This is a genomic window from Thermoanaerobacterium sp. RBIITD (assembly GCF_900205865.1).
GTDB lineage: Bacteria > Bacillota > Thermoanaerobacteria > Thermoanaerobacterales > Thermoanaerobacteraceae > Thermoanaerobacterium.
Genome location: NZ_LT906662.1, coordinates 2,860,802 through 2,887,426 on the forward strand (window position 1 = coordinate 2,860,802; position 26,625 = coordinate 2,887,426).

The 26,625-nt window shown below is 32.4% G+C and carries 26 protein-coding genes, 1 tRNA gene and 1 pseudogene; 20 read left to right on the plus strand and 8 right to left on the minus strand.

The features are described 5' to 3' along the window. The first annotated feature begins 4 nt into the window (after positions 1-4). From larE to CPG45_RS13810, 5 genes are all read left to right on the plus strand, one after another. Positions 5-829: an ATP-dependent sacrificial sulfur transferase LarE gene (gene larE / locus CPG45_RS13790; protein WP_096232439.1), complete on the plus strand. Its 825-nt coding sequence runs from the start codon at positions 5-7 to the stop codon at positions 827-829. A gap of 40 nt (positions 830-869) precedes the next feature. After that, positions 870-1,574 carry a nickel pincer cofactor biosynthesis protein LarB gene (larB, locus tag CPG45_RS13795; RefSeq protein ID WP_502695824.1) on the plus strand — a complete coding sequence of 235 codons (705 nt, stop codon included), beginning with the start codon at positions 870-872 and terminating at the stop codon, positions 1,572-1,574. A 3-nt stretch (positions 1,575-1,577) separates the two neighbouring features. After that, the gene (larC, locus tag CPG45_RS17985) at positions 1,578-2,309 is read left to right on the plus strand and encodes a nickel pincer cofactor biosynthesis protein LarC (protein WP_096232441.1); all 732 of its coding nucleotides are present in this window, start codon (positions 1,578-1,580) and stop codon (positions 2,307-2,309) included. Positions 2,310-2,344: 35 nt separating this feature from the next. Continuing rightward, positions 2,345-2,737, plus strand: a complete 393-nt coding sequence (gene larC2, locus CPG45_RS17990; RefSeq protein WP_096232442.1) for a nickel pincer cofactor biosynthesis protein LarC2 — start codon at positions 2,345-2,347, stop codon at positions 2,735-2,737. A gap of 116 nt (positions 2,738-2,853) precedes the next feature. Continuing rightward, positions 2,854-3,387 carry a hypothetical protein gene (locus tag CPG45_RS13810; protein WP_096232443.1) on the plus strand — a complete coding sequence of 178 codons (534 nt, stop codon included), beginning with the start codon at positions 2,854-2,856 and terminating at the stop codon, positions 3,385-3,387. 66 nt (positions 3,388-3,453) lie between these two features. Here the strand turns inward: CPG45_RS13810 and CPG45_RS13815 are convergent, their stop codons facing one another. Beyond that, a complete protein-coding gene (locus CPG45_RS13815; protein ID WP_231968797.1) occupies positions 3,454-4,035 on the minus strand; it encodes a biotin transporter BioY in 582 nt (193 codons plus the stop codon). A 403-nt stretch (positions 4,036-4,438) separates the two neighbouring features. Between CPG45_RS13815 and CPG45_RS13820 the strand changes: the two genes are divergently transcribed. The 6 genes from CPG45_RS13820 (at position 4,439) to CPG45_RS13845 (ending at position 11,043) form a co-directional block, all read left to right on the plus strand. Next, positions 4,439-7,075 (plus strand): valine--tRNA ligase, encoded by a 2,637-nt coding sequence (locus tag CPG45_RS13820; RefSeq protein ID WP_096232444.1) that lies wholly within the window; start codon positions 4,439-4,441, stop codon positions 7,073-7,075. 26 nt (positions 7,076-7,101) lie between these two features. Continuing rightward, the gene (locus CPG45_RS13825; protein ID WP_096232445.1) at positions 7,102-7,638 is read left to right on the plus strand and encodes a GNAT family N-acetyltransferase; all 537 of its coding nucleotides are present in this window, start codon (positions 7,102-7,104) and stop codon (positions 7,636-7,638) included. A gap of 58 nt (positions 7,639-7,696) precedes the next feature. Next, positions 7,697-8,974 (plus strand): bifunctional folylpolyglutamate synthase/dihydrofolate synthase, encoded by a 1,278-nt coding sequence (locus CPG45_RS13830; protein WP_096232446.1) that lies wholly within the window; start codon positions 7,697-7,699, stop codon positions 8,972-8,974. Between the two features lie 50 nt (positions 8,975-9,024). After that, positions 9,025-9,258: a hypothetical protein gene (locus tag CPG45_RS13835; RefSeq protein ID WP_096232448.1), complete on the plus strand. Its 234-nt coding sequence runs from the start codon at positions 9,025-9,027 to the stop codon at positions 9,256-9,258. Between the two features lie 731 nt (positions 9,259-9,989). Then, positions 9,990-10,064, plus strand: a tRNA-Pro gene (locus CPG45_RS13840). A 64-nt stretch (positions 10,065-10,128) separates the two neighbouring features. Beyond that, positions 10,129-11,043, plus strand: a complete 915-nt coding sequence (locus CPG45_RS13845; protein WP_096232450.1) for a YncE family protein — start codon at positions 10,129-10,131, stop codon at positions 11,041-11,043. On the opposite strand, the gene CPG45_RS13850 is transcribed toward CPG45_RS13845, so the two are convergent. Then, complete coding sequence (locus tag CPG45_RS13850) at positions 11,027-11,548, minus strand: DUF4364 family protein (RefSeq protein ID WP_231968798.1); 522 nt, start codon at positions 11,546-11,548, stop codon at positions 11,027-11,029. The genes CPG45_RS13845 and CPG45_RS13850 overlap by 17 nt on opposite strands. 94 nt (positions 11,549-11,642) lie before the next feature. Then, the gene (locus tag CPG45_RS13855) at positions 11,643-11,942 is read right to left on the minus strand and encodes an alpha/beta-type small acid-soluble spore protein (RefSeq protein WP_096232452.1); all 300 of its coding nucleotides are present in this window, start codon (positions 11,940-11,942) and stop codon (positions 11,643-11,645) included. Between the two features lie 124 nt (positions 11,943-12,066). Here CPG45_RS13855 and CPG45_RS13860 point away from each other — a divergent pair, with 124 nt between their 5' ends. From CPG45_RS13860 to CPG45_RS13890, 6 genes are all read left to right on the plus strand, one after another. Beyond that, positions 12,067-12,744, plus strand: a complete 678-nt coding sequence (locus CPG45_RS13860) for a 4Fe-4S double cluster binding domain-containing protein (protein ID WP_096232454.1) — start codon at positions 12,067-12,069, stop codon at positions 12,742-12,744. Between the two features lie 75 nt (positions 12,745-12,819). Then, positions 12,820-14,634, plus strand: coding sequence for a WD40/YVTN/BNR-like repeat-containing protein (locus tag CPG45_RS13865; protein WP_096232456.1), 1,815 nt, complete (start codon positions 12,820-12,822; stop codon positions 14,632-14,634). 451 nt (positions 14,635-15,085) lie between these two features. Next, a complete protein-coding gene (locus CPG45_RS13875; protein ID WP_096232458.1) occupies positions 15,086-15,871 on the plus strand; it encodes a polysaccharide deacetylase family protein in 786 nt (261 codons plus the stop codon). A 183-nt stretch (positions 15,872-16,054) separates the two neighbouring features. After that, complete coding sequence (locus CPG45_RS13880) at positions 16,055-16,681, plus strand: cell wall hydrolase (RefSeq protein ID WP_096232460.1); 627 nt, start codon at positions 16,055-16,057, stop codon at positions 16,679-16,681. Positions 16,682-16,774: 93 nt separating this feature from the next. Then, entirely contained in the window at positions 16,775-18,472 is a 1,698-nt protein-coding gene (locus CPG45_RS13885) for a LytS/YhcK type 5TM receptor domain-containing protein (protein WP_096232462.1), read from the plus strand. Continuing rightward, entirely contained in the window at positions 18,469-19,176 is a 708-nt protein-coding gene (locus tag CPG45_RS13890) for a LytR/AlgR family response regulator transcription factor (protein ID WP_096232464.1), read from the plus strand. Before CPG45_RS13885 ends, CPG45_RS13890 begins: the two co-directional genes overlap by 4 nt. Positions 19,177-19,616: 440 nt before the next feature. On the opposite strand, the pseudogene CPG45_RS13895 reads toward CPG45_RS13890, so the two are convergent. Next, positions 19,617-19,790, minus strand: a pseudogene (locus CPG45_RS13895) (transposase family protein); the annotation flags it as partial. Between the two features lie 250 nt (positions 19,791-20,040). Between CPG45_RS13895 and CPG45_RS13900 the strand changes: the two are divergent. From CPG45_RS13900 to CPG45_RS13910, 3 genes are all read left to right on the plus strand, one after another. Next, positions 20,041-21,471 carry a carbon starvation CstA family protein gene (locus CPG45_RS13900; protein WP_096232468.1) on the plus strand — a complete coding sequence of 477 codons (1,431 nt, stop codon included), beginning with the start codon at positions 20,041-20,043 and terminating at the stop codon, positions 21,469-21,471. A 427-nt stretch (positions 21,472-21,898) separates the two neighbouring features. Beyond that, the gene (locus tag CPG45_RS13905; RefSeq protein ID WP_096233634.1) at positions 21,899-22,558 is read left to right on the plus strand and encodes a single-stranded DNA-binding protein; all 660 of its coding nucleotides are present in this window, start codon (positions 21,899-21,901) and stop codon (positions 22,556-22,558) included. A 28-nt stretch (positions 22,559-22,586) separates the two neighbouring features. Then, positions 22,587-23,114, plus strand: a complete 528-nt coding sequence (locus CPG45_RS13910; protein WP_096232470.1) for a cob(I)yrinic acid a,c-diamide adenosyltransferase — start codon at positions 22,587-22,589, stop codon at positions 23,112-23,114. A gap of 25 nt (positions 23,115-23,139) precedes the next feature. Here CPG45_RS13910 and dapD read toward each other — a convergent pair whose 3' ends face one another. Genes dapD through CPG45_RS13930 form a run of 4 tightly spaced genes read right to left on the minus strand, consistent with a single transcriptional unit; the run spans position 23,140 to position 26,531 of the window. Beyond that, positions 23,140-23,892 (minus strand): 2,3,4,5-tetrahydropyridine-2,6-dicarboxylate N-acetyltransferase, encoded by a 753-nt coding sequence (dapD, locus tag CPG45_RS13915; RefSeq protein ID WP_172856583.1) that lies wholly within the window; start codon positions 23,890-23,892, stop codon positions 23,140-23,142. After that, a complete protein-coding gene (gene dapB / locus CPG45_RS13920; RefSeq protein ID WP_096232474.1) occupies positions 23,861-24,616 on the minus strand; it encodes a 4-hydroxy-tetrahydrodipicolinate reductase in 756 nt (251 codons plus the stop codon). Before dapB ends, dapD begins: the two co-directional genes overlap by 32 nt. Before the next feature lie 13 nt (positions 24,617-24,629). Continuing rightward, positions 24,630-25,511, minus strand: coding sequence for a 4-hydroxy-tetrahydrodipicolinate synthase (dapA, locus tag CPG45_RS13925; RefSeq protein WP_096232476.1), 882 nt, complete (start codon positions 25,509-25,511; stop codon positions 24,630-24,632). Positions 25,512-25,547: 36 nt separating this feature from the next. Further along, on the minus strand, positions 25,548-26,531 hold the full coding sequence (locus CPG45_RS13930; protein WP_096232478.1) for an aspartate-semialdehyde dehydrogenase: 984 nt from the start codon (positions 26,529-26,531) through the stop codon (positions 25,548-25,550). Positions 26,532-26,625 lie beyond the last annotated feature (94 nt).

Genomic DNA, 26,625 nt, shown 5'->3' on the forward strand with positions numbered 1-26,625 from the left:
TGTTATGCTATTAAACGAAAAATATGAAAAATTAAAAAAATACATAGAAGAGCTTGGAAGTGCAGTTATTGCGTTTTCAGGTGGTGTCGACAGTACTTTCCTTTTAAAAATATGCTATGATGTATTAAAAGATAAGGCTATTGCGGTTACAGCTACGTCATCAACATATCCTGAAAGGGAATTTAGAGAAGCTATAAAACTCGCAAAAGAAATCGGCATTAGGCATAAAATTATAAGGTCAGAAGAGTTAGAGATTGAAGGCTTTGCAAAGAATCACGTAAATAGGTGTTATTACTGCAAAAGTGAGTTATTCTCTAAGCTTATAAAGGTTGCTGAAGAAGAAGGCATGAAATATGTACTTGATGGTACAAATGCAGATGATACAGGTGATTTTAGGCCGGGACGAAGAGCGGCAAAGGAACTAGGTGTTAAAAGCCCTCTTTTGGAATGTGGCTTTACAAAAGATGATATAAGAAAAATGTCAAAAGAGTTAGGACTTCCAACGTGGAATAAACCTGCATATGCTTGCCTTTCATCCCGTTTCCCATATGGTGAAGAGATAACCAGTGATAAATTATCAATGGTGGAGAAGGCTGAAGATTATCTTTTAAAATTAGGATTTGTTGGCTTTAGGGTGAGGCACCATGGCGACATTGCGAGGATAGAGCTTAGGCAAGACCAGATAAACATGATGATGGATGAAAATATGAGAAAAGATGTCATAAAAAAGTTTAAGGGAGTAGGATTTAAATATGTTTCGTTAGACCTTGAAGGTTACAGAACCGGCAGCATGAACGAGGCAGTGGCGGAGATGATAAATAATGTATGAAAAAACTCTAAAGGATGTACTGACAAAATACAAGGATGGCATGATTGAGCTAAATGACGCTATAAATATACTAAATCATCTTCCATATGAAGATATTGGATTTGCAAAGATTGATTACAACCGGGAAGTTAGAAAGGGCTTCCCGGAAGTTATTTATTGTGAAGGCAAGACACCGAAACAAGTAAAAGAAATAGCTATGCATATGTTTGAAAGAGGAAGCAATGTATTGGGAACGAGAGCCTCTATTAAACATTATGAGGCATTAAAAGAAGTTTGCGACGATGTAAAATACTATGATTTAGCGAGAATTATTTCTATTAAAGCAGAAGATATTACCAAGACAAAGGGTGTTATTGGTGTTATTGCTGCTGGTACATCTGATTTGCCTGTGGCAGAGGAAGCAGCAGTAACGGCCGAGCTAATGGGTAATTCAGTAAAGCGTATATATGACGTGGGTGTAGCTGGAATACATCGATTATTAAACAAGATTGATGAGATACGTGAATTTAGAGTTATAATATGTATAGCTGGCATGGAAGGTGCGTTACCTACTGTCGTTGGCGGGCTTGTTGGCTGCCCAATTATAGCTGTGCCGACAAGCATAGGATATGGTGCAAATTTTCATGGTTTATCAGCATTACTTGCAATGCTTAATTCATGCTCAAGCGGTGTAAGTGTTGTTAATATAGACAATGGTTTCGGTGCAGCCTATTCTGCAAGTTTAATAAATAAGATAGGAGAGTAATAGATGAAGATACTTTATTTTGATTGCTTTTCGGGTATATCCGGTGATATGACAATATCATCACTTTTAAGCCATGGCATTAATGCTGAAAAATTTAAAGATGAATTAAAAGGATTATCTCTTGAAGGTTACAACTTGGTTTTTGGAACGACAAAGAAAAATGGGATAACTGCAAATACCTTTAAGGTTGAATATGATGACCATCACCATCATCATAGGTCAATGAAGGATATACAAGATATTATAAATAAGAGCAATTTAGACAAAAATGTCAAGGAAATGAGCTTAAGGATATTTCAAAATATAGCGGATGCAGAAGGGAAAATTCATGGATTACCATCTGATGAAGTGCATTTTCATGAAGTTGGTGCTGTGGATTCAATTGTCGATATAGTAGGTACATCTATACTCATAAATATGATTATGCCTGACAAGATTATATTTTCAAAATTACCAATAGGCTCAGGATTTGTAAATAGTCAACATGGGTTGATACCTGTACCGGCACCGGCAACAATGGAATTATTAAGAGATATTCCTATATATGATAATGGAATAAAAGGTGAGCTTGTAACACCAACGGGTGCAGCTATTGCTAAAACGCTTGCTGATGAATTTGGCATAATTCCAGAAGTTGAGATAAAATCTATAGGGTATGGTGCAGGACTAAAGGATTTTGAAATACCTAATGTACTAAGGACTATGGTCGGCATAATTGACGTAAAAAAAAAGTAGAAATTCTTAAAGTCCTTGAAACGAATATAGATGATATGAGCCCAGAATACTACCAGTACATATTTGAAAAGCTATTTAAGAATGGTGCACTTGATGCATTTATAACGCCTATTATAATGAAAAAACAAAGACCAGCACATAAATTGTCTGTACTGTGTAGTGAGGGAAAAACAGATGTATTAAAAAGGATTATTTTTGAAGATACATCGACATTCGGTATAAGGGAATACTCGGTTGAAAGATATGCACTTCAAAGAGATTTTAAAGTTGTTAATACACCTTTAGGCAATATACGTGTAAAAAGGGGTTACTTGGATGGAAAATATATAAAAATGCATCCAGAGTTTGAAGATTTAAAAGCTATTGCTGAAAAAACCGGGCTTTCTATACAATCCATTCTGAAAATTCTACATGATTATGATTCTTAAAAATATTTTTTACGACATATGTTCATTTATATAGATTAAATAATTTGCTATACATATTGATTTATATATTTTAAAATGTTACTCTAAACATGTAATGCATATTAGGAGGGAAAAGGATGGAGGAACAGATTTTATCGCTTCTTAACAAGGTGTTGGCGGGTCAGGAAGAAATTAAGCAGGAAATAGTCACATTAAATGTAAAAGTAGATAATCTAGCAAAGAGAATGGACAAAGTTGAGCAAAGACTTGATAAAGTTGAGCAAAGACTTGATAAAGTTGAGCAAAGGCTTGATAAAGTTGAGCAAAGGCTTGATAAGGTTGAGCAAAGGCTTGATAAGGTTGAGCAAAGGCTTGATGCAGTAGAAAAAGATATAAGCAAAATTAAGTTTGACATTGAAGGTATTAAGGGCGACATAGCTGTTATGAAAGAATGGCAAGATGTTCATGAAGAAATTACAAAGAAGGAATTTGATGAGTTCAGACAAGAAGTAAATGACAGATTTACTCTTCTTGAAGCATCTATTGAAAAAATAAATGTGATGCCAGAAGAATTTATTGAGGAAACAAAGTTGAGCATGAATTCTTTGTGTACAATGTATGGAAAACATGAGCTTGAAATTAACAACATGAAGCAAAGGATGGCATCATAAAAGATACATTAACCCACTCCTAAATTAAAAAACTGAAAGGATATTCCTTTCAGTTTTTTAATGCTTTTATTTGTATCTATTTAATATAGGTCTGAGCTTTAAAGCCAGGTATGATGCTATCAGAACTTTTATAAAATCACCAATTAGATAAGGAACTGCACCTACAAGAAGTGCTTTTTTTAATCCTATACCGGCTACATATGCAAGTTGTGGTATTCCAATTGCATATACAACTAAAATGCCGCCAAAAATATTTATAAGAATTAGTTTTAAATAATTAAGTTTTATTTTTCTTATTAATAATGACATGATAAGTGCCGCAATAGGCATTGCAAAAAGGTAACCACCTGTGGGTCCTAATAATACACCTATTCCGCCGTGAAGACCTGCAAAGACAGGTATACCTATAGCACCAAGTAACAAATACACTACCATACTAAAAAAAGCAGTAATTGGGTTTAAGAGGCTTCCTGTTAACATTAAAGCAAAAGTCTGCCCTGTAATAGGCACCGGTGAAAATGGCAGTGGTATGCTGATAAATCCCATGATAAAAGTTAGTGCTGCAAAAAATGCTGCAAGTATCATTTCTCGCAATGATAAAATAGTTTTTGCTTGAAAATTGCTGTTATGTACATTTTCTTGATTCACTTGATTTGCCTCCTATAATTTGAATTTATTAATATTATATAATTGCAGTCTATTATTTGTCAACCTAAAATAATTATTAAGTTGACAAATATCGATATTGACAATTTGATTAATAATGTATATATTATATATTAATCACATATTTTGGCTGTGAAAGTGAGGAGTAGGTGTACGGGGCAAAAGAGAGGGATACTCAAAAGGCTGAAAGGTTTCCTTGCCTTTAGTACATTGAAGGTAGCACTGGAGCCTGTAAACTGAAATTTAAGTAGGTTTAAGCGGGTATGCCCGATATAGCTTAAGAAATAAAACAAGGTGGTACCGCGGATAACCTTCGCCCTTAACTGGGGAAGGTTTTTTTAATTTACTTAAAAATGGAATATAATTATATTGAAAGGAGATAAAAATGGATATTGCAAAGACGTATAATCCAAAAGAATTTGAAGATAGAATTTACAATGAATGGCTAGAAAAAGGATATTTTACAACAGAAATAGACTATAACAAAAAGCCTTTTGCAATTGTTATACCACCACCAAATATAACAGGGCAATTGCATATGGGACATGCACTTGATAACACGATGCAGGATATAATTATAAGATGGAAAAGGATGCAAGGATACGCAGCTCTTTGGATACCTGGTTCAGACCATGCAAGCATAGCAACAGAAGTCAAAGTCCTTGATAAACTCAAAGAAGAAACAGGGCTTACCAAAAGAGATATAGGAAGGGAAAAATTTCTTGATAGAGCATGGGACTGGAAAGAAAAATATGAAAATCGCATTTTAGATCAGCTCAAAAAATTAGGATCTTCATGTGATTGGACGAGGAAGAGATTTACTCTTGATGATGTGTGTTCAAAAGCTGTAAGAGAAGTATTTGTTTCATTGTATAAAAAAGATTTAATATATCGTGGCGATAGGATAATAAATTGGTGCCCCAGCTGTAAAACCGCCCTTTCTGATGCTGAAGTAGAACATGAAGATGAAGCAGGTCATCTTTGGTATATTAAATATCCTATAAAAGATGAAGATGATTATGTTGTTATAGCAACAACGAGACCTGAAACAATGCTTGGTGATGTAGCTGTTGCTGTTAATCCAGATGATGAAAGATTTAAAAATGTGATAGGAAAAACTCTTATTTTACCTATAGTAGGCCGTGAGATACCAGTTATTGAAGATAATTATGTTGATCCTACATTTGGTACTGGTGCTGTTAAAGTAACACCTGCACATGACCCAAATGATTTTGAGATGGGAATAAGACATGATCTTGATTTCATAAATATAATGAATGAGGATGCATCCATAAATGAAAATGGTGGTGAATATGCCGGTCTTGATAGATATGATGCCAGAAAGAGGATTGTTGAAAAACTTACTAGTATGGGACTTCTTTTAAAAGTAGAAGACCTCAATCACAGTGTAGGCCACTGCTATAGATGCCATACAACAGTTGAACCACTTTTATCAAAGCAATGGTTTGTTAGAATGGAACCTTTGGCTAAACCGGCACTAGAAGCTGTAAAAGAAGGTAAGGTAAAATTTATTCCTGAAAGATTTGAAAAGATATATAATAATTGGCTAAATAATATTAAAGATTGGTGTATATCGAGGCAGCTTTGGTGGGGACACAGAATACCAGCATGGTATTGTGACGATTGCGGCCATATTACCGTATCAAAAGATGACCCAAGTGAATGCGAAGAATGTGGAAGCACGAATATACATCAAGATGAAGATGTTCTTGATACATGGTTTAGCTCTGCATTATGGCCGTTTTCTACAATGGGATGGCCGGATAAAACAGAAGACTTAAAATATTTCTTCCCGACAAATGTACTTGTTACAGGATATGATATTATATTCTTCTGGGTTGCTAGAATGATATTTATGAGCCTTGAATTCATGAAAGAAGTGCCATTTAAGCATGTCCTTATACATGGCCTTGTAAGGGATTCACAAGGTAGAAAGATGAGTAAATCATTAGGAAACGGAATTGATCCACTTGAAATAATAGATAAATACGGTGCAGATACACTTAGATTTACTCTAATAACTGGAAATGCACCAGGAAATGATATGAGGTTTAGCGATGACAAAGTTGAAGCTAGCAGAAATTTTGCAAATAAATTATGGAATGCATCAAGATATGTGCTATTAAATCTAAATAGTGATGATACAGCATTATATTTAGAAAATTTAAATTTAGCTGATAAATGGATATTAACAAGGTTTAATAATGTAGTAAAAGAAGTCACAGAAAACCTTGAAAAGTACGAACTTGGTATTGCAGCAGGCAAACTATATGACTTTATATGGAGCGAATTTTGTGACTGGTATATCGAGCTAAGTAAGCCTGTACTTTATGGCGATGATTTTGAAGCCAAAAAAATAACAAAATCTGTTTTAAGGTATGTTCTTGATAATACATTGAGACTATTACATCCATTTATGCCTTTTATAACAGAAGAGATATGGAAGAATATACCACATGATGGTGAAAGCATTATGTTAAGTAAATGGCCGGAATATAAGGAAGAGTTAAATTATAAAGATGATGCAAAAAAGACGGAACTTATTATGAATGCTATAAGAACAATAAGAAACCTAAGGGCCGAAGCGAATGTAACACCATCGAAAAAAGCGAGAGTTATAATATCATCTGATAACAACAATGTTATAAATGTGTTTAAAGATGGTAAAAATTATATTATTAAGTTGGCTGGTGCCAGCGAAGTAATATATGAAAATAATAAAGATAGACTTCCGCAGAAAGCTATGTCAGGTTCTATTGAAGGCGCATTAATTGTTGTGCCGCTCGAGGATCTTATCGATATAAGCATTGAAATAGATAGATTAAATAGCGAAAGAGAAAAGATAATTAGTGAAATAAAACGTGCTGAGGGAATGTTAAAAAATGAGTGCTTTGTTAATAAGGCACCGAAGAATGTCGTTGATGCTGAGAGAGAAAAACTATCAAAATACAGAGAGATGCTTGAAAATATTGAAGAGAGAATAGAATATCTTAGAAAGTAATTTGATGCCTCACGGGAGGTTATATAATGTTTACTTTATTCAAAAAGGTTGAGAAAAAGCCTACATTAGCCATAAGAGAAGCAAATATAAAGGATGCTAAAGGAATAGTAAAACTCATTGATAGTGTTGGAAAAGAGAAGCTGTACATGGTTACAGAAAATTATACGTTGACGGAAGAGGAAGAAAGGCAATTAATAAGAAAACTTAACCATGAAAAAGATTTAATTCTTGTTGCAGATTATGGTGGAAATATAATTGGCTGTTTGACACTTTTCCGCTATTATGGCGGCAGGTCACCTAAAGTTCAACATGTAGGTGAAATAGGCATAAGTATCGATTCTGAATTTAGAAATAACGGAATCGGTTCAAAGCTTTTTGAATATACAATTGAATGGGCGAAGAGGAAGAATTATAAAAAACTGTGTTTAAGCGTTTTTAGTTCAAACTTAAATGCAATACACCTATATGAAAAGTATGGTTTTCAGATAGAAGGGAGAAGAAAACAACAATTCAAAATAGGTGATAATTACGTCGATGAAATATTGATGGGATTATTTCTATGAAAAAACCTCAGACAAAAACTACCCCTGTCTGGGGTTTTGAATTTTGGAGGATGAAATAATGAGATATCAAGATGCGATAGATTACATTCACAATACATATAAATTTGGTGTAAAATTAGGCCTTGATAATATCAGGCGTTTACTTGAATACATGGATAATCCTCAGGAAAAGCTCAAAATTATACACGTTGCTGGTACAAATGGTAAAGGCTCAACATGCTCATTTATAAATAGTATTTTGATTGATGCAGGTTATAAGGTTGGGCTATATACATCACCATATCTAGAGGAATTTGAAGAAAGGATGAGAATTAACAATGAAAATATTCCTAAGGAGAAGCTCACAAATTATGTAGAATATATAAAACCTATAATCGATAAAATGATTAGTGAGGGGTATAATCATCCTACAGAATTTGAAGTTATAACAGCAATTGCTTTTAAATATTTCTACGATGAAAAAGTTGATTTCGTCGTACTTGAGGTTGGCCTTGGTGGAAGATATGACGCAACAAATGTAATAAATAAACCATTGGTATCTGTTATAACAACAATTGATTTTGATCATATGGATAAACTTGGAGATACTATAAGTAAGATAGCCTTTGAAAAGGCAGGTATTATAAAACAAGACGGCATAGTAGTTAGTTTCTATCAAAGAGATGAAGCATTAAAGGTTATTAAAGAGATCTGTGATTTAAAAAATGCTACCCTTACTGTTATGAATGCTGATGATGTCAAGATTAATGAATCAAATAGTGTGCATCAGATATTTGATTATAAAAATTATAAAAATCTTGAGATAAGGATTATCGGTAAACATCAAATATACAATGCTGTATTAGCGGTTATGGCAATTGATAAATTAAAATCATATGGCATTAATATCGATATAGATACTATAAAAAAAGGTCTTAACGAAGCGAAATGGCCTGGTAGAATCGAAGTCATAAATAGATCACCATTGATTGTGATTGATGGTGCGCATAATCCCCAAGGTATGAAAGTGTTGAAAGATGCATTGAAACTTTTTACTTATAAAAAACTCATCCTTGTTGTTGGAATGTTAAAAGACAAAGATACTTCAAACATGATTAAATTAATTACACCGGAAGCTGACTATGTAATAACTACGATGCCTATTAGTGAAAGAGCTTATACGGCTGAAGAGTTGTCTGAAAAGATAAGTAGCACAAATGTCTTGCATTTTGATAATATAGATGATGCGACTGATATGGCACTTAAAATGGCACACCAAGATGACATGGTATTGTTTTGTGGTTCGCTATACATGATCGGACATGTAAGGACATATTTAAGAAAGGTAATATTTTAGTCTTTTAATTAATATAATATAGAAAACTATAGTCTCAAGAAGGTGGTTGTGTGGAATATAATGATACAGATCTTCTACGAGAGATAGATAAAGCACTAAAGCAATTGAAGGAAAGTGAATTATATCTTGAAAGAGTAGAAAAAGACAACTACCTTAAAACAAAACTTGCCAAATTGAAATATGATTTTGCAAGACAAGAATACTTAAGACTTTTAAAAATTGCAAGAGAAGAGAATATAAAATATGATGTACGAGATTTATATGAAAAAATTATAGACATGTGATAAAAGCGGCCGAATTGGCCGCTATATTATTGTTCTTGGTATAGCATATTTTCAAAGAAATCACAATTTTGATCCTTAAAAGCCATACAATGACTATTACAGTTGTGGATACAAGTTTTTGCATTGCATTCTTTTGTGGAATCAAAAAATATATGTTCATTTGTATTATTTACAATTTCGATATTAAGATAATTCATAATAACATACCCCCTATATTTGATGTTTTTATTATACACTACATTCATTTATCTGTCAATTGCAATTTTAATAAAATATAATTTCATAAAGTAATAAAATAATGGTTAAAACAGCATTAATCTAATTAAAAATAATATTAATTAATATAAAAAATACAATAGCATAAAATAAGGATATGAATTTACAAAGCATAATATGTTAAATAATTATGAATATATGCAATTATAAGAATGTGATATTTCGCGCCAAAGTATTTATACATTATTTGCAGAAGTAATAGAGCAAAATTAGGTGTAATCAAATGTAATGAAAAGGACATAGTAATAATTCCTAAAACAGGTGAAATAGGAAATTGGACAGATAGTTTAAGGTAGAAGCTAGGGAGAAAGAGATAAAATGCCTGTCCTTGGTTTTATATGGAACGAAGATAAATTTATAAAAGCATATTTAAATGATGAAAATATGCCATATGCATTAAAGACTGAAAGCTTACTTGAAATATCGATCTATTTATGATAAAATTGTAATTGCGTCGGGGCATAGCGCAGAGGTAGCGCGCGCGGTTCGGGACCGTGAGGTCGCAGGTTCAAATCCTGTTGCCCCGACCATTTTTGTGGCATTAATTTTTCCCATGCATATTATAAAGTAGCATATGTGTGGGGGGAATGTGTCTTGAATATATTTGTAGCAAATAAAGGTGACGATACTATAGCTCGTATTAAAAATGTAAATAACAAAAAATTTATCAAATTGGTACCTAATGAAAATAATTTTTTAAGAAACAGCAAAAGTCAGGAGCCATTTGTCGGACCGCACAGATTATTGTTTAATAAAGAATGCAATAAGCTTTATTCACTTAATGTATTTGACGATTCAATAAGTATTATAGATTTAAATGATTTTAAATTGATTAATACGTTTTATGCTGGCTCATGTCCTAATGATGGCTTTATTTTAAATAATCATATTTTTATAACAAACGGTGATGCAGATTGTGTCAGCATATTTGATGTTGAATGTGGAAAAATTTCAGAACAAATCAAAGTTGGAGGACAGCCACAAGAAATTCTATATAATAAAAGATATGACAGAATTTTTGTTTCAAACATGAATTCAGATTCTATAACATTTATAAATCCATGTGATTTTAATACAGAAAAGGATTTAATAGTTGATTCAAGACCATTTGGTATGTGTTTTTCCGATGATGAAAGATATTTATTTATAACAAATACTTATCTCGAGACGGGACTTGACGGTACGATAACTATTTATGACGTATTAGAAGACAAAGTACTAAACAAAATTAAATGTGGCAAATTACCGACATCAATAGCTTTTTGCAAAGACTATTTGTTTGTTATCAATTCTTGCTCAAACACTTTGATGAAAATAAATTTAAAAACGCTTCAATATGATGAATTATTCTGTGGTTACATGCCTTCATATATTAGCCTATATGAAAATTATGCGTTTATATCCAATGCAGGAGAAAATAAGTTATTGATTGTAAATATCGACAAACTATCAATAGAGAAAAGTATAGAAGTAGGGAAAGAGCCCGATGGTCTCATTCTTGAGGCGTAAGGGCTTTTATTATATAACTGTAAACATCATTTGACTTTTGTTTCCAATTATCACAGACGATTTTTGCCTGCTGGGCATTGACTAAGCTTAAATTAATTTCAATAAGCACAATTTCATTTTCTATGACTTTGCAATTTGCAATGTATTCATTAGCAGATTTTCTGTAATATGTAGCAACATACTGGGATTCTTGTTTAAATTTCTCTTTATTTATGACTACATATTCATCAATTTTTTTTCTTGTCTCTTCGGGTATATGTTTAAAAAATAATTTTAGAGCATTTAAGCCAGAATCAGTTAAGTTATATTTATTATCTTCCAGTATAATGAATTTGCTTTCTTCAAGTTCATTTAAATACTGTCTTAAATAAAAATAATTCATTAAATTATTATCAAGTATTATTCTATTGATCTGTTCGCCTGTTATGGGCATATCGATTCTATTCAATATATATAGTATAATGAGCTTATTTTCAGCCAATTCCTGTATTTCGTAGTTCAACATATCACTCTCCTTACTATATATTGTATGTTATATATATTTTAGCACAAAATATATATTAAAAAAAGAGAGTATTTATAAATACTCTCTTTTTAAACTAATTAAGCATATATCCTGCTTCACTGCCTGCAGCACCTTTCGCACCGCCTTGTGCTGGTTTTCCACTACCTATGCTTGTGCCATTTGACATTGCTGCTTCAGCGAATTGTACCATTCTTCTAAGCATGTGTCCTCCAACTGCGCCACAATCACGACTAGATAAATTTCCCCAATAGTCTTCAGAACCTTGTTTAACGGGTAAACCCATTTCAGATGCAATTTCATATTTTAAATTATCAAGTGCTTGGTGTGCTTCAGGAACAACTTTTGGTTTATCATTCCAACTTCCTCTTGCCATTTTTATCCCTCCTCATTTATTTTCCCATAATTAATTTGTGTAGATATGTTTAATTTATTCTTTTAAAAATTGGTTATTATATGTTAAAATATTTTTGAAAACGAACAATAAAAAGGTGATTTTAGTGGACAATGAAAAAATTTTAATAAAAAAAATTAAAGAGTGGGGTGCATCAGATATTGGCTTTTCAGATTTAATTGATGTTCTTCCAGAAAGTTTAAAAGATTTAAGATATGGTATAACAGTTATTGTAAAATTGTCGAATAGGATAATAGATGAAATCAGTGATAAGCCGACATATACGTATTTTCATCATTATCGTTCTGTAAATACTTTGATTGATCAGATTACATTGAGGGCTGTTTTAATGTTAGAAGAATGGGGTTATAATGCACTTGCTGTACCGGCTTCACAATCTATTAAAGAACTTGGAGAGTATAGAGGACTTTTTCAACACAAGACAGCTGCAACAAAAGCGGGATTGGGCTGGATAGGTAAAAATGGTCTTTTGATTACAGAAAAATATGGCCCGAGAGTAAGACTTGGCACCATATTAACTGACATGAAACTAAGTTCCGGTACACCGATCGAAATCAGCAAATGCGGTAATTGCAATCTATGTGTCAGAAATTGTCCTGCGATGGCATTATATGGGAAAACATGGAAAGCTGGGATGCTGAGAAATGAGATAGTTGATGCGAGGGCATGTAGTGAGTATATGAATAAAAAATTTAAGCACATAGGAAGAGGTTCTGTTTGCGGTATTTGTATAAAAGTATGCCCATATGGAAAGAAAATTTAATAATTTTTTAATAAACTTTATAAATAAATTTGATAGAATTTATATGAGAAATATAATAAAAAGGAGTCACAAAACATGTGGCGAAGATATTTTAAGTCGGTTATTCTTATGTTAATACTAATGTTTTTTATTTCAGGGTGCGGCTTTAATAAAGTACAGGAAAAAGGTATTATGAGCGGCACAGTAAAGAGCAATAACAATTTAACATATAGATACGGTTTAAATAACAGTCCCAAATTTGGCCTTCAAGCTATATATTTTATCAATGGAAAGGATGGATGGGCTGGAGGACAAGGAATAATATTGGCAACTAACGATGGCGGGCAAAATTGGGCTGTGCAATATACTGGCTCATTTAATATTACCTCATTTGACTTTATAAATTCTCTTTACGGATGGGCTTTATCAGATAATTCTTTGTTAAGGACGACAGACGGTGGCAAGTCATGGATGGAATTACCCTACCCTAAGGAAAAGCTTAAGAACATCAAATTTGTAAACATCAATAAGGGGTTTGGCATATCTAATGGAAAGTTATATTTAACATTAGATGGTGGCCAGTCATGGAAAAGTATAAATACAAAGATTAAAATTGAATCCTATGATTTTATTGATGAATACAACGGGTGGGCTTCATATAACAATAATTTATATTATACAAAAGATGGAGGTTTGACGTGGAATTTGTCATATGACCCAAATCTGAAGGGTAAATGTGATGTTGTTTTAGATACTTTTGACTACAATAACATTTGGGTACTTTATAGAGGCAGTAAGACAGCTATGAATCATCAACCATATATGCTATTAAAGACAAGTGATGGCGGAAGAAAATGGCAAACTATTGCTGAAGAAGGATACTTTAAAGGCTTATATGGTGAGCATGAATCAAATAATAATTTGGGCTCATATGTAAGTACGATTAATGTCGTTGATAAAAATACCGCATTTGTTATTGGAATAAATCCAGTAGCTGATAATGGAAAGATAATTATATCAAGAACAACTGACGATGGGAATACATGGAATAAATATGATATACCTCAATTTGATTCAGAAAGTCTTATCGAGGGAATTACACCAATTTCATTTGTAGACACATATAATGGATGGATTGCAGCGACAAAAAATGGTAATGGCATAATTCTGAGCACATTAGATGGAGGTCAAACATGGCAGCAACAATACCCTGTAAAAAATGGCAATAATCAAATTGATTATAAATTGGTAAATCCTGTAATAATTGATGCCTTAAAGGATTTTGCCGATAACTCTATTATTAAGATTTATGCACCATCTGTTGTACCATTACCTGATGTAAAGAAAAATTCATATATTGCTGCAATACCTTATATGGGAAAATTCAATAGAAATTACAAGGTTGACCTAATTTTAACTGATAAACCTATTGACATAAATAGCCCCGAAATAGAGATATATAGGGAAAATTTTAATAACATTCTCGGAAATTTTGGTGGTTCTCTATTTAGTTCTAGCGATGATGCGGAAAACTATATAAAAACGATTGAACTTAACAACGGATTTATTATAGATGATAAAAGCAAAAAACTTAATTACAAGGATTTTATTTGGGGAAATGTATATTACAAAAATGGTATTACGAGTATACAATGGAGAGAAGGCAGATGGATAGTAGAAGTAAATGCAGGGGAGAAACCAGAAATAGAACTTGCGAAACAGATGGTTAAATATCTCCAGGATTATAATTTACCTGTTCCTCTTTATAAAGGATTAATAGTTGTAAATATATTTAATGGGAAAACAACAACTAATATTTATTGGACAAAAGATTCAAGCGTTTACTATATAAATTATAATTTCAAGCCTATCGATGCACTGCAGATGGCTGTTTCAATGAAACAAAATTAAAAATAAAAAAATACTGAAATAAAAAAAGGCAATAATCCTTTTTATATGGAAAGAATAAAAAAGATTGCAGATGAGTAGTTCAATCGTGAGGAGTTTAGTTACTAACAAAACAAAAACAGTCGGGCTTGTGGTATCTGAAATTATTAAACTTGGTGTTTATCATCCTTGTTTTTGGGAACAGAAATTTTTATGCTACTGTTTTTTTATCAAGAAAAATAATATAGGCATCGATGTTTTTGAACTATCTTTATAACAAGCATTTCAATGGAGAATTTATGAATGCAAGAATGGACCTTGATGATTATAATAGCAATGATAAAGAGTTAAATACAAATGCATTATTTTTGACCTTGATGGAGTTTTGATGATATATTAAAACTTATATAAAATTGTAATAATAACCTTCCATGGGAATAAATTTATTATAGGCAAACATGGGAGGTGTTTTTTTATGAAAATTTATTATATAAAAAAGAACGCTATTATTAATATAATAACAGTTATTGTAATAGCCATTATTTCTGTTTTATATTTTAATTATGGTGCGCCACCGATTATAAATACTTTTTTAAATATTGACAGAGAGCTGCCTATATATTCTGTCGACATACCGGACAAAAGAGTAGCAATTTCATTTGATGCATCATGGGGCAGTGATAAGACAGAGAAACTTCTCAATATATTAAAAGATAAAAATATTAAGACGACGTTTTTTCTTACAGGTTTATGGGTTGATAAATATCCTAATTTAGTTAAAAAGATTGCAGAAGAAGGGCATGAAGTTGAAAACCACAGCAATACACATCCGCATATGTCACAATTAAATGAAAATCAAATTATTGACGAATTAAAATCGAATGAGGAGAAGATAATCAATTTATCAGGTAAAAAGCCAACATTATTTAGGCCACCTTTTGGAGACTATAACAATCGGTTAATTGAAACAGCTAAAAGTCTCGGCTACTATACAATACAATGGGATGTTGATTCACTCGACTGGAAAGGATTAGATACAGAAGCTATTATTGAGAGGGTTTTGCCAAATGTAAAAAATGGTTCTATTATATTATTTCACAACAATGGAAATTTTACTGCTGATGCTTTACCGTATATTATTGACAAACTAAAAGAAAAAGGGTTTCAAATAGTTCCTGTTTCACAGCTTATATATAAAGAGAACTATTATATTGATCATGAAGGCAAACAGCATTTGAAGAAAGATTCGTCTAACAGTTAGTATATAAAAATACATATATCATAATATAACAGAGAATATATATCTATAATGTATTATAACAGAGGTATTTTAGAATAATGCCGTCTTATAAGGAAATATCAACAATGACATAGCATATATTAATTGTTATAATTATTCCAGATTATTTGCCAGGCTGTTATATAAATAGAAAGGAGCGATACTATGCGTAAAAACATGGCTAAGCTCGTAACAGCTTACGCATTGGTTTTAATTATAATGTTAAGTTCTTTTAAATCTGTTTTTGCATATGCAAAAGAACATGTCGTATCAAAGGGTGAATCATTATATATAATATCAAATTGGTATGGCAGCAATGTTGACGCTATAAAAGCCGCTAATAAAAGTTGGGATAATACAATCTATCCAGGTGAAAAATTGGTGATACCTGTTAATAATATTACTGTGAATAACAGCGATACTGGCAATTATCTTCAGAATAGGTATCTAATTGCAAAGATGATATATGCAGAAGCAAGAGGAGAAAGTTTCGAGGGGCAAGTTGCAGTTGGAGCTGTGATTTTAAACAGAGTTAAAAGTGGGATTTTCCCGAATAGCGTAATTGGTGTTATATACCAGCCGGGTGCGTTTGAAGCGGTCGAAAATGGTGAATTTTTTAACCATGATCCAGACCTTGAGGCATTTAAAGCTGCTGATGCAGCTATTTCTGGTTGGGACCCAACAGGTGGTGCACTATACTACTTTAATCCTGCTACATCATCATCACCTTGGATATGGTCATTAACGATCACAAATGTTATTGGCAATCACTGGTTCGGAAATAAATATTAATAAAAATAAGGCAAAGAATACATTTGCCTTATTTTTATAGTGTATTTGAAATATACTACACAATAATATAAAATGATATTAGGGGGTATATCAATGAGTGCAATATTAGTTCCCATGTTTTACGAGTTATCAGTTTTGATAACGATAGCATTTATTATATCAAGATTACCGCTTTTTAAAAATCTCATTATAGATAGAAGCATTAATTTATATCATAAGATTATCTTGTCAATTATTTTTGGATTATTCGGGATCATTGGAACATATACGGGGATTTCTATCGATGGAGCTTTAGCAAACGGAAGAGCGATTGGAGTAATTATTGGAGGACTTTTAGGAGGACCATTTGTTGGAGTATTATCAGGCTTAATCGCAGGTTTACACCGTTATCTAATAGATTTAGGAGGATTTACTGCAATATCTTGTGCTATATCTACAATAGTTGAAGCAATAATAGCCGGGTTTTTATCTTTTAAATTTAAAGGTGCAAAAAATAAATTTTTATTTGCATTTACTACTGGATTATTAAATGAAACATTGCAGATGATAATTATATTACTTACAGCAAGACCATACACAAAAGCTTTGCACTTGGTTAAAATAATTTGGCTACCAATGAGCTTTGCTAACTCCCTTGGAATTGGAATATTTATATTGATAATAGAAAGTATATTTATTGAGAAAGAAAAAATTCTTGCTAATCAAGCACTGGTTATAACAGAAATAGCAGATAGAATGATGAAATATTTTAAAGATGGCTATAATGAGACATCAGCATTATCGGCTGCAAAAATTATAAAAAAACTTACCGGTGTCGATGCTGTGGCATTTACAGATAAAGAAAAAATTCTTGCTCATGTAGGGATTGGTAATGACCATCATAAATGTGGTGATAAACTTCATACGCAGATCACTAAAAATGCTATATCTACGGGGCGCATAAAAATTGCGCAAACAAAAAATGAGATTGAATGTGACAATCTTAGATGTTCTCTTAAATCAGCAGTTATATCCCCAATTTACAAAGGAAAAGAAATAGTTGGAGTTTTTAAAATGTATAAAATCGAAGCATACGCAATATCTGATATAGATGTTAAGCTTGCTCAAGGACTAAGCAGGTTAATATCGACACAACTTGAAATTCATGATATAGAAAATAAAGAAAAACTTCTTGATAAGGCTAGATTCAAAGCATTACAGGCACAGATTAATCCGCATTTTCTATTTAATTCTTTAAATACTATTATGTCATTATGTAGAACAAAACCATTAATGGCGAGAGAAGTTTTGTTTAACTTATCATTATTTTTGCGAAGAAATATGGAAATCGATATAGATTTAATATCAATTGATAAGGAAATTGATCATGTAAAATCTTTTGTTTATATACAAAAGGCGAGATTTGGCAATAAGATTAATGTAAATTACAATATTGAAGATAATCTAAATTTTTATATTCCTCCGCTTACTATACAACCCCTTGTAGAAAATTCAATAAAGCATGGGCTTTTAAAAAGGGACTCTGGTGGGACAGTGGATATAATAATAAAGAATTATAAAAGAGGATATATGATTACTGTTAAAGATGATGGAATTGGAACAGATGAAGAATATATTAAAAGTATTTTAAATAAAGATAATAAATGTAATGAAAAGATAGGCCTTGTAAATGTAAATAAGAGGCTTCAAAGCTATTTTGGTTCAGAATCTAGTTTGAAATTTAAAAGTAAAGTCGGACAAGGGACGACAATTAGCTTTTATATCCCACAAGGAGGCAACTGTAAAAAATGAAAGTGCTGTTGGTTGATGATGAAAAACCTGCAAGAGACGAATTAAGATATATACTGAAAAAAATTGGCGTAGGTGAAATATATGAAGCTGATAGCTTCAATGCAGCTATAAATATTTCAAAAATTATAGAACCTGATATTATATTTCTTGATATAGAACTTGGAAATAAAAATGGATTTGAAGTTATCGAATATTTAAAAAAAACAGGTGTATTTTCCGAAGTTGTATTTGTAACAGCATATGAAAATTATGCTGTTAAAGCATTTGAAGTAAATGCACAGGACTATATATTAAAACCATTTTCATATGAAAGAGTAAAATCAACAATAGAAAAAATCCAAGACTTAATATATGAAAAATACAATTTGAGAGGTAATTTAAAGTTAACTGCAAATGATAATGGAATTATACACTTAATAGATATAAAAGATATATATTATATTTATTCTAAGAGAAGAAATGTATATATAAAAACACTTGATGGTAGTTTTTTAACCGATAATACTTTAAGGGATCTTGAGAGAAAATTAAAGAGCTTGAGCTTTATACGAACACATAAGGGCTTTTTAGTCAATATCGATAAAGTAAGCGAGATAATTCCATGGTTTAATAGCACATATATGCTTAAATTTAAAGGAATAGATGATGAAGTACCTGTGAGCAGGAACTTTTCAAAAGAGTTTAAAGAAAAAGTTCTTAAGTGAGGAAATTGCACAATTAAACTTTAATTTTTGAAGCTAAAAAAGACAATAGCAAAGCTAAGCATATCAATGACTGTGGATAACTTATGAACTTTGAAAATTTAACTAAGCTGCTTTTGGTAATGATTTAGTAGCATTAACAGCAATAGTACCTGCAACAAGTGTAATACAGTTTAATAAAGCAAAGGTTTTAGCTTTCTTAATACCTGCTGAGCGCAGATTGTCAGTATTTAAATAGTCTTTTAACCTGCTGTTACATCTTTCAATAGAAGTTCTAAGGTTATATATCTCCTGCCAATCATCAGAACTTCTTATTGGAGAGCTAAAATACCTATTATTTTTCTTGTAATTGATTTTAAGGCAATACCCATAGTTTGAATTGCTGCACCAAGAAGAACCATGAGGACAATCTACCTTTCCTAATACATGTGGACATCTGAATTTTAGATAATCACCGTCTTTGCGGTTGATGTGGATGGTACATGGCCCAATACAATGAAACCACAGTTATATCTAAATACAGGGTCTGATTTTAATCTATCAACAAGCTTTACTATATTTTGAATCTTCTCAAGTTGCATAGCAATCAAGGTGTAAAGCAAAGGCAATGGGTCATATCCTTTAGGCCTTTATATTCATGCCTTGATAGTGAAAGCAAGACATTTGGTGTGAACTTCCTTTTTTGTTTCTTAAAAAGTCAGTAATATCAAGCTATTTAAAATATGAAATTTGCTCAAGTAAGTATTTTATACGCTGAATAATGCATCTTATAACATAATCTAAGCATAATGAACGTTTTCTCTCCTCAAAATAATATTACAATAGTAAAATGTAATTAAAAAGTAAAATTTTGTTGGAGGGATTTACATGATTACTTTTTTAGGCGCATTGATTCTGCTATTAGTAGGCTATACAGTATATGGGAAGCTCATAGAAAGAATATTTGGCGCAGAAGAGAATAGGAAGACACCAGCATATACTAAAAATGATGGTGTTGATTTTGTTCCGATGGATTGGAAAAGAAACGCACTTATTCAACTTCTTGATATTGCTGGCTTAGGGCCCATTTATGGTGCAATATCTGGTGCATTATGGGGACCATCTGCATATTTGTGGATAGTATTTGGCGGTATATTTGCTGGTGGTGTTCATGATTATCTTTCAGGAATGATATCCATAAGAAATGGTGGTGCGAATGTTCCATTGATGGTTGGTAAATATCTTGGAAATGTTATGAAGGCTTTGATGAATATATTTACTGTAATCTTATTAGTACTTATTGGTGCAACTTTTACGGCAGGTCCAGCAGGTCTTATGGCATCAATAACAAATATGCCGCTTTTAACTTGGGTACTAATAATTATAACTTATTATTTTATAGCGACATTACTTCCAATTGATAAGATCATAGGAAGAATTTATCCATATTTTGGAGCATTGCTTATTATAATGTGTTTTTCAGTAGGTGCTGCTATGATATTAGGTATTGGTGGACATCATATGGCAGAATTGACGCTTCAAAATTTAAATCCAAAGGGGCTTCCAAGATGGCCACTTCTATTTATAACAATAGCATGTGGTGCCGTTTCGGGTTTCCATTGTACACAATCGCCTATAGTTGCAAGATGTACAAAAAATGAAAATGAAGGACGTAAAATCTTTTATGGTATGATGATAGTGGAATCTGTTATTGCATTAATTTGGGCAGCTGTAGCTATATACTACTTTAATGGAACTGTTGGACTTGGTAAGGTTCTTGCTACACCTGCAGGTCCATCCGGTGTTGTAAAGGAGGTAAGCTTTGGCTTATTAGGACCAATAGGTGGGACTTTGGCTGTCCTTGGCGTAGTAGTTTTACCAATAACATCAGGGGATACAGCATTTAGAGGTGCAAGACTTACAATTGCAGAATTTCTTAAGTGGGATCAGGTAAAAATTTCAAAAAGATATATAATTGCAATTCCACTGATTGCTATAGGTTTCATCTTGACACAGATTAATTTTTCCATAATATGGAGATATTTTTCTTGGGCAAATCAAACAGTTGCTATGATAATGCTTTGGACAGGATCAGCATACCTTATTAAGGAGAAAAAGTTTCATTGGATAGCGACAATTCCGGCAATATTTATGACAGCGGTTAGCTTCACATATATTTTAATGGCACCAGAGGGCTTCAGAATACCTGCAAAGGTATCTTATCCTATTGGACTGCTTATAACACTGGTAATAACTGTAATATTCTTCGCGAAGATTTTATTTAAAAGACCAGTTATCGAAACGACAAATGAAAAATAATAAAATCAATTATTTTTATGAATGACAGGTTATCCCTGTCTTTTTCTTTTTTATCATACATATTAAGTCTTAATAGGTTATATAATAAATTTATATATAAGAATATAGCAATTGAAAAAATATTAAATTAATGATATGATTTTTAATGTAAATTTTATAATTAGGGAAAATAGTGAAAGAATATAGAAAAAATGCTATAATAATCTTTGTAAGTTATATTAAGACGGAATCAATTTATAGCTGTTATTGTAGTATATATAGATGTAATAGTTGACAAAATTGTTTCGAAATTAGGTGATCTGATGAAGTTTATTATTGTTTTTACAATAAAACAATTAAATATTTTCGATAACCTGTCATAAATACTTTCCATTATTAATATTTATATCATTAGAAGGTACACATGATGGAAGGGGAGAGTAAACAGATGGCAGGTAATGTATTGGAAAATAATATGGTAAACGTAATGGGGAAAATTGCTAATGACCTTGAATTCAGTCATGAATTATATGGTGAAGAGTTTTATAATTTTATACTTGAAGTTCCTAGATTAAGCGATGTCAAGGATATGCTTCCTATAACAATATCAAATAGATTGTTTGAGGGCATAAATTTAATTCCAGGTGCAAGAGTAAAGGTCGAAGGACAATTAAGGTCATACAATAGGCAATCTCCCAATGGCGGTAAAAACAAATTAATATTAACAATATTTGCAAGGGATATAATTGTCGTTAGTGATGATGAATTTGTTAAGAATCCTAACGAAATTTTTTTAGATGGCTTTATCTGTAAAGAGCCTGTTTATCGTACAACGCCATTCGGAAGGGAAATAGCTGATTTACTAATAGCCGTTAATAGGCCATACAGTAAGTCTGATTATATACCCGTAATTGCGTGGGGCAGAAATGCAAGATTTTGCGAGAAGTTAAAAGTTGGTGACCGTATTAAATTATGGGGAAGAGTTCAAAGCCGAGAGTATCAAAAAAAGAATGACAGCAATGAAGTGATTACACGAACTGCTTATGAGGTATCAATAACAAAAATGGAGAAAGTAGAAAGGGATGAGGATACCAAAGAGGAGAAGTAATACTTAATTTACAAAGGAGAGAGCTAAATTGAAGAGAGGACTAATTGAGATTTATACTGGTGATGGAAAAGGTAAAACCACAGCTGCTGTAGGTCTTTGTGTTAGAGCTCTTGGAAGAGGTTTTAAGGTTTATATGGTACAGTTTTTGAAAGGACGAGATACAGGAGAGCTTCATATTCTTAAAGATTATGAAAATTTTAAGGTGTTTCGGTTCCAGACCAGTGATAAATTTTTCTGGCAGATGACAGAAGAAGAAAAAACCGAGTTAAGGATAGAAATGAAAAAGGCATATGAATTAATAGAAAATGTTTTAAAAAATAATGAGTGTGACCTTCTTATATTAGATGAAATTATGGGTGTTATTCATAATAACATATATTCAATTGACGATGTGCTTAAATTAATGGATGAAAAACCTGATACTATAGAAATGGTTATGACGGGCAGAAATGCACCGGAAGCAATTATTGATAAAGCTGACCTTGTTACAGAAATGAAGCTTATAAAACATCCATTTGAAAAGGGAATACCAGCAAGATACGGTATAGAATTTTAAAACCCGGCTAAAAACCGGGTTTTAATTATCCTCTTAAATCATCAAGTAACTTTGTTTTATCTTTTGTCTTTTCATCTTTTATTTTTACAATCTTTGCAGGTACACCAGCTACGACAGTGTTTGGCGGTACATCTTCTGTTACAACAGAGCCAGCCGCAACAACAGAGTCGTGACCTACTCTTACACCTTCAAGTACAACCGCATTTGCACCAATTAAAACATTATCTTCAATGATTACCGGTATGCTACTGGGCGGCTCTAATACACCAGCAATAACAGCACCTGCGCCGACATGAACATTTCTGCCGATCATTCCTCTTGCACCAACAACTGCATTCATATCTATCATGGTGTTCTCACCTATCTCGGCACCTATGTTGATTATTGCGCCCATCATTACAACTGCATTTTTGCCGATTTTAACTCTATCTCTGATTATTGCACCGGGTTCTATGCGCGCATTTACATCCTTTATATCAAGTAAAGGGATTGCAGAATTACGTCTATCGTATTCTAAATGATAATTTTTAATCTTATCTTTGTTTACATCTAAAAGCTTTTTTATATCATCTAATTCGCCAAAGATAATCTTAAAATTGCCTTCACCAAATACTTCAAAAATATTTGAATCAACATCGACATTGCCGTTTATATAAGCTTTTACAGGTGTTGATTTTTTAGATTCTTTTATAAATCTTGCAATCTCATATGGATTTGTCATTTCATCTTTTGAGTTCAAAATGCTATCATCCTTTCTTGACAAGTGATTCCATATCATATAATCCGGGCTTTTGTCCGACTAAGAATTTTGCGGCTTTTAAAGCACCATTGCCGAATATTTCACGTGATCTTGCGGAATGACTTATAGTTATCAATTCATCGTGTCCTGCAAATATGACTTTATGTTCTCCAACGACGGTTCCGCCTCTTAATGCGTGGATGCCAATCTCATTTTGTTTTCTTGCATCAGCTTTTGAGTGTCTGCCATATACGTATTCTTTTTTATCTTGCAAAACATTATTTATCGCATCTGCTATCAAAAGTGCTGTGCCACTTGGAGAATCTTTTTTCATATTATGGTGCATCTCTAATATTTCAATATCGTAATCACTGCTTAAAATTCTGGCAGCTTCTTTTACGAGGTTAAGTAAGACATTTATTCCCAAAGACATATTTGCAGATCTAAATATTGGTATTGATTTTGATGCATCACAAACAGATTTTAACTCTTCTTCACTTAAACCTGTTGTTGCTATTACAACAGGTAATTTTTTATTCACAGCAGATTTTAGAAGAGCAGGGATTGCTGTATGGTATGAAAAATCAATTACAACATCTCCATCTTCTTTTACTTCATCAAGGCTTTTATATACAGGAAAGTCGTATGATGTTGAATTTTGGTCAATACCGGCTACAACTTCATATTCGGGGTTTTCTGATGCAAGTTTTGCGATGACTTTACCCATTTTGCCATTACAGCCATTTATTATAATTTTAAGCATTTTATGGCCTCCCTTATAATAAACCATAGGTCTTAAGAACCGATTTAAGTGTTTCTAAATTCTTTTCACTCATATCGACAAGTGGAAGCCTTAATGGACCAACATCATACCCCATGAGATTCATAGCCGTTTTTACTGGGATAGGATTTGTCTCAATAAACATAACTTTGTTTAATGGATTTAATTCCAACTGTAGTTTTCTCGCTTTGTCTATATCTCCATCAAGATATGATGTTGCCATTTCATGTACTTTTTTGGGAACTATATTAGCAGTAACAGATATAACACCAAGCCCACCAAGTGACATTATTGGGACTACCTGGTCGTCGTTTCCAGAATATATTTCAAAGTTATCTCCCATAATGCGGGCGATTTCTGCTATTTGAACAATATCGCTGCTGGCTTCTTTGACCCCAACAACATTGCTAACTGATTTGCATATCTCTAAATATGTTTCAGGTTTTACATTCATGCTCGTTCTACTGGGAACATTGTATATTATTATAGGTTTATCAACATGTCTAGCAATTTCTGTAAAATGTTTAACTAGTCCTGATTGTGTAGTTTTATTGTAATATGGAGTAATAACTAGCAGTGCATCTGCACCACAGGATGCTGCATATTCGCTCATCTCGATGCTGTGTGCTGTATTGTTGCTGCCAGTTCCTGCTATAACAGGAATCCTTCTTGCGACTTTGTCAACCGTGAATTTTATTGTGTCCATTTTTTCCTTGTCTGTCATTGTCGATGCTTCGCCAGTAGTTCCGCAAATAATTATGGCGTCAGTACCTTCTTTTATATGCCATTCTAAAAGTTCAGCAAGTTTATTAAAATTAACGCCATCCTGTGTAAAAGGTGTGACAAGGGCTACACCGGAACCCTTAAATACTGACATCTATTAATCATCCTTTCTTTTAAATCAAAAGCAATATTACTTTATCAATAACTCTGCAATCTGAACAGCATTAGAAGCTGCTCCTTTTCTAATATTATCTGCAACAATCCACATATTCAATCCACTATATACAGTTTCATCACGCCTTATTCTTCCAACATATACTTCATCATGTCCGGTAACAAGTGTTGGAAGCGGATATATATTTTTTTCAGGGTCATCCATGAGAACAACGCCTGGTGCATTCATTAGAATTTTTTTTAGATCTTCCATTTCATAAGGCTTTTCGAATTCTAAATTGACACTTTCACTGTGGGAATTTTTGACAGGTACTCTTACTGTAGTTGGGGAAACTTTTATAGAATTATCACCCATAATCTTCTTTGTCTCGTTTATCATCTTTAATTCTTCCTTAGTATATCCATCAGGTAAAAACACATCTATGTGTGGTAAACAATTATTAGCAATTGGATATGGGAAGCATTGATTTTCTTCACCATTTAATGTCCTTTCAAGGTCGTCTACACCCTTTTTACCTGCACCAGATACTGCCTGATATGTTGATACGACAATTCTTTTAATCTTGTATTTGTCATGAAGTGGTTTTAGAGGTACTACCATTTGAATAGTGGAACAGTTTGGGTTTGCTATAATTCCTTTATTCCATTTGACATCATATGGATTAACTTCTGGTACTACAAGTGGAACATCTTCATCCATTCTCCATGCACTAGAATTATCAACAACGGTTACTCCCTTTGATGCTGCAATAGGAGCATATTTTTTGCTCACCGTTGCGCCTGCCGAAAATAGGGCTATCTTTATATCCCTATCAAAACTGTTTTCATTTAATTCTTCAACTGTATATTCATTGCCTTTAAATGTTAATTTTTGACCAGCTGATCTTTTAGATGCGAAGAGGTATAGTTTATCGACAGGAAAATTCCTTTCTTCTAGAACTTTTATAAATGTTCTTCCTACAAGGCCTGTTGCGCCTACTATTGCTACATTGACTCCCATTCTTATCCTCCTCATAAATATGAATTCATTAAAATAATGTAATAAAGCATGTTTATTATATAAAATATATCATTAATATTATATGAAGTCAATA

Bases quoted from the DNA above. Each gene is read 5' to 3' on its own strand.
- CPG45_RS13850 (WP_231968798.1), bottom strand. From the start codon at position 11,548: ATGTTGAACTACGAAATACAGGAATTGGCTGAAAATAAGCTCATTATA.
- larC (WP_096232441.1), top strand. From the start codon at position 1,578: ATGAAGATACTTTATTTTGATTGCTTTTCGGGTATATCCGGTGATATG.
- CPG45_RS13890 (WP_096232464.1), top strand. From the start codon at position 18,469: ATGAAAGTGCTGTTGGTTGATGATGAAAAACCTGCAAGAGACGAATTA.
- dapA (WP_096232476.1), bottom strand. From the start codon at position 25,511: ATGTCAGTATTTAAGGGTTCCGGTGTAGCCCTTGTCACACCTTTTACA.
- CPG45_RS13810 (WP_096232443.1), top strand. From the start codon at position 2,854: ATGGAGGAACAGATTTTATCGCTTCTTAACAAGGTGTTGGCGGGTCAG.
- CPG45_RS13900 (WP_096232468.1), top strand. From the start codon at position 20,041: ATGATTACTTTTTTAGGCGCATTGATTCTGCTATTAGTAGGCTATACA.
- larC2 (WP_096232442.1), top strand. From the start codon at position 2,345: ATGAGCCCAGAATACTACCAGTACATATTTGAAAAGCTATTTAAGAAT.
- CPG45_RS13855 (WP_096232452.1), bottom strand. From the start codon at position 11,942: ATGGCAAGAGGAAGTTGGAATGATAAACCAAAAGTTGTTCCTGAAGCA.
- CPG45_RS13885 (WP_096232462.1), top strand. From the start codon at position 16,775: ATGAGTGCAATATTAGTTCCCATGTTTTACGAGTTATCAGTTTTGATA.
- CPG45_RS13930 (WP_096232478.1), bottom strand. From the start codon at position 26,531: ATGGGAGTCAATGTAGCAATAGTAGGCGCAACAGGCCTTGTAGGAAGA.
- CPG45_RS13825 (WP_096232445.1), top strand. From the start codon at position 7,102: ATGTTTACTTTATTCAAAAAGGTTGAGAAAAAGCCTACATTAGCCATA.
- CPG45_RS13875 (WP_096232458.1), top strand. From the start codon at position 15,086: ATGAAAATTTATTATATAAAAAAGAACGCTATTATTAATATAATAACA.
- larE (WP_096232439.1), top strand. From the start codon at position 5: ATGCTATTAAACGAAAAATATGAAAAATTAAAAAAATACATAGAAGAG.
- CPG45_RS13880 (WP_096232460.1), top strand. From the start codon at position 16,055: ATGCGTAAAAACATGGCTAAGCTCGTAACAGCTTACGCATTGGTTTTA.
- CPG45_RS13865 (WP_096232456.1), top strand. From the start codon at position 12,820: ATGTGGCGAAGATATTTTAAGTCGGTTATTCTTATGTTAATACTAATG.
- dapB (WP_096232474.1), bottom strand. From the start codon at position 24,616: ATGCTTAAAATTATAATAAATGGCTGTAATGGCAAAATGGGTAAAGTC.
- larB (WP_502695824.1), top strand. From the start codon at position 870: ATGATTGAGCTAAATGACGCTATAAATATACTAAATCATCTTCCATAT.
- CPG45_RS13820 (WP_096232444.1), top strand. From the start codon at position 4,439: ATGGATATTGCAAAGACGTATAATCCAAAAGAATTTGAAGATAGAATT.
- dapD (WP_172856583.1), bottom strand. From the start codon at position 23,892: ATGATATGGAATCACTTGTCAAGAAAGGATGATAGCATTTTGAACTCA.
- CPG45_RS13830 (WP_096232446.1), top strand. From the start codon at position 7,697: ATGAGATATCAAGATGCGATAGATTACATTCACAATACATATAAATTT.
- CPG45_RS13905 (WP_096233634.1), top strand. From the start codon at position 21,899: ATGGCAGGTAATGTATTGGAAAATAATATGGTAAACGTAATGGGGAAA.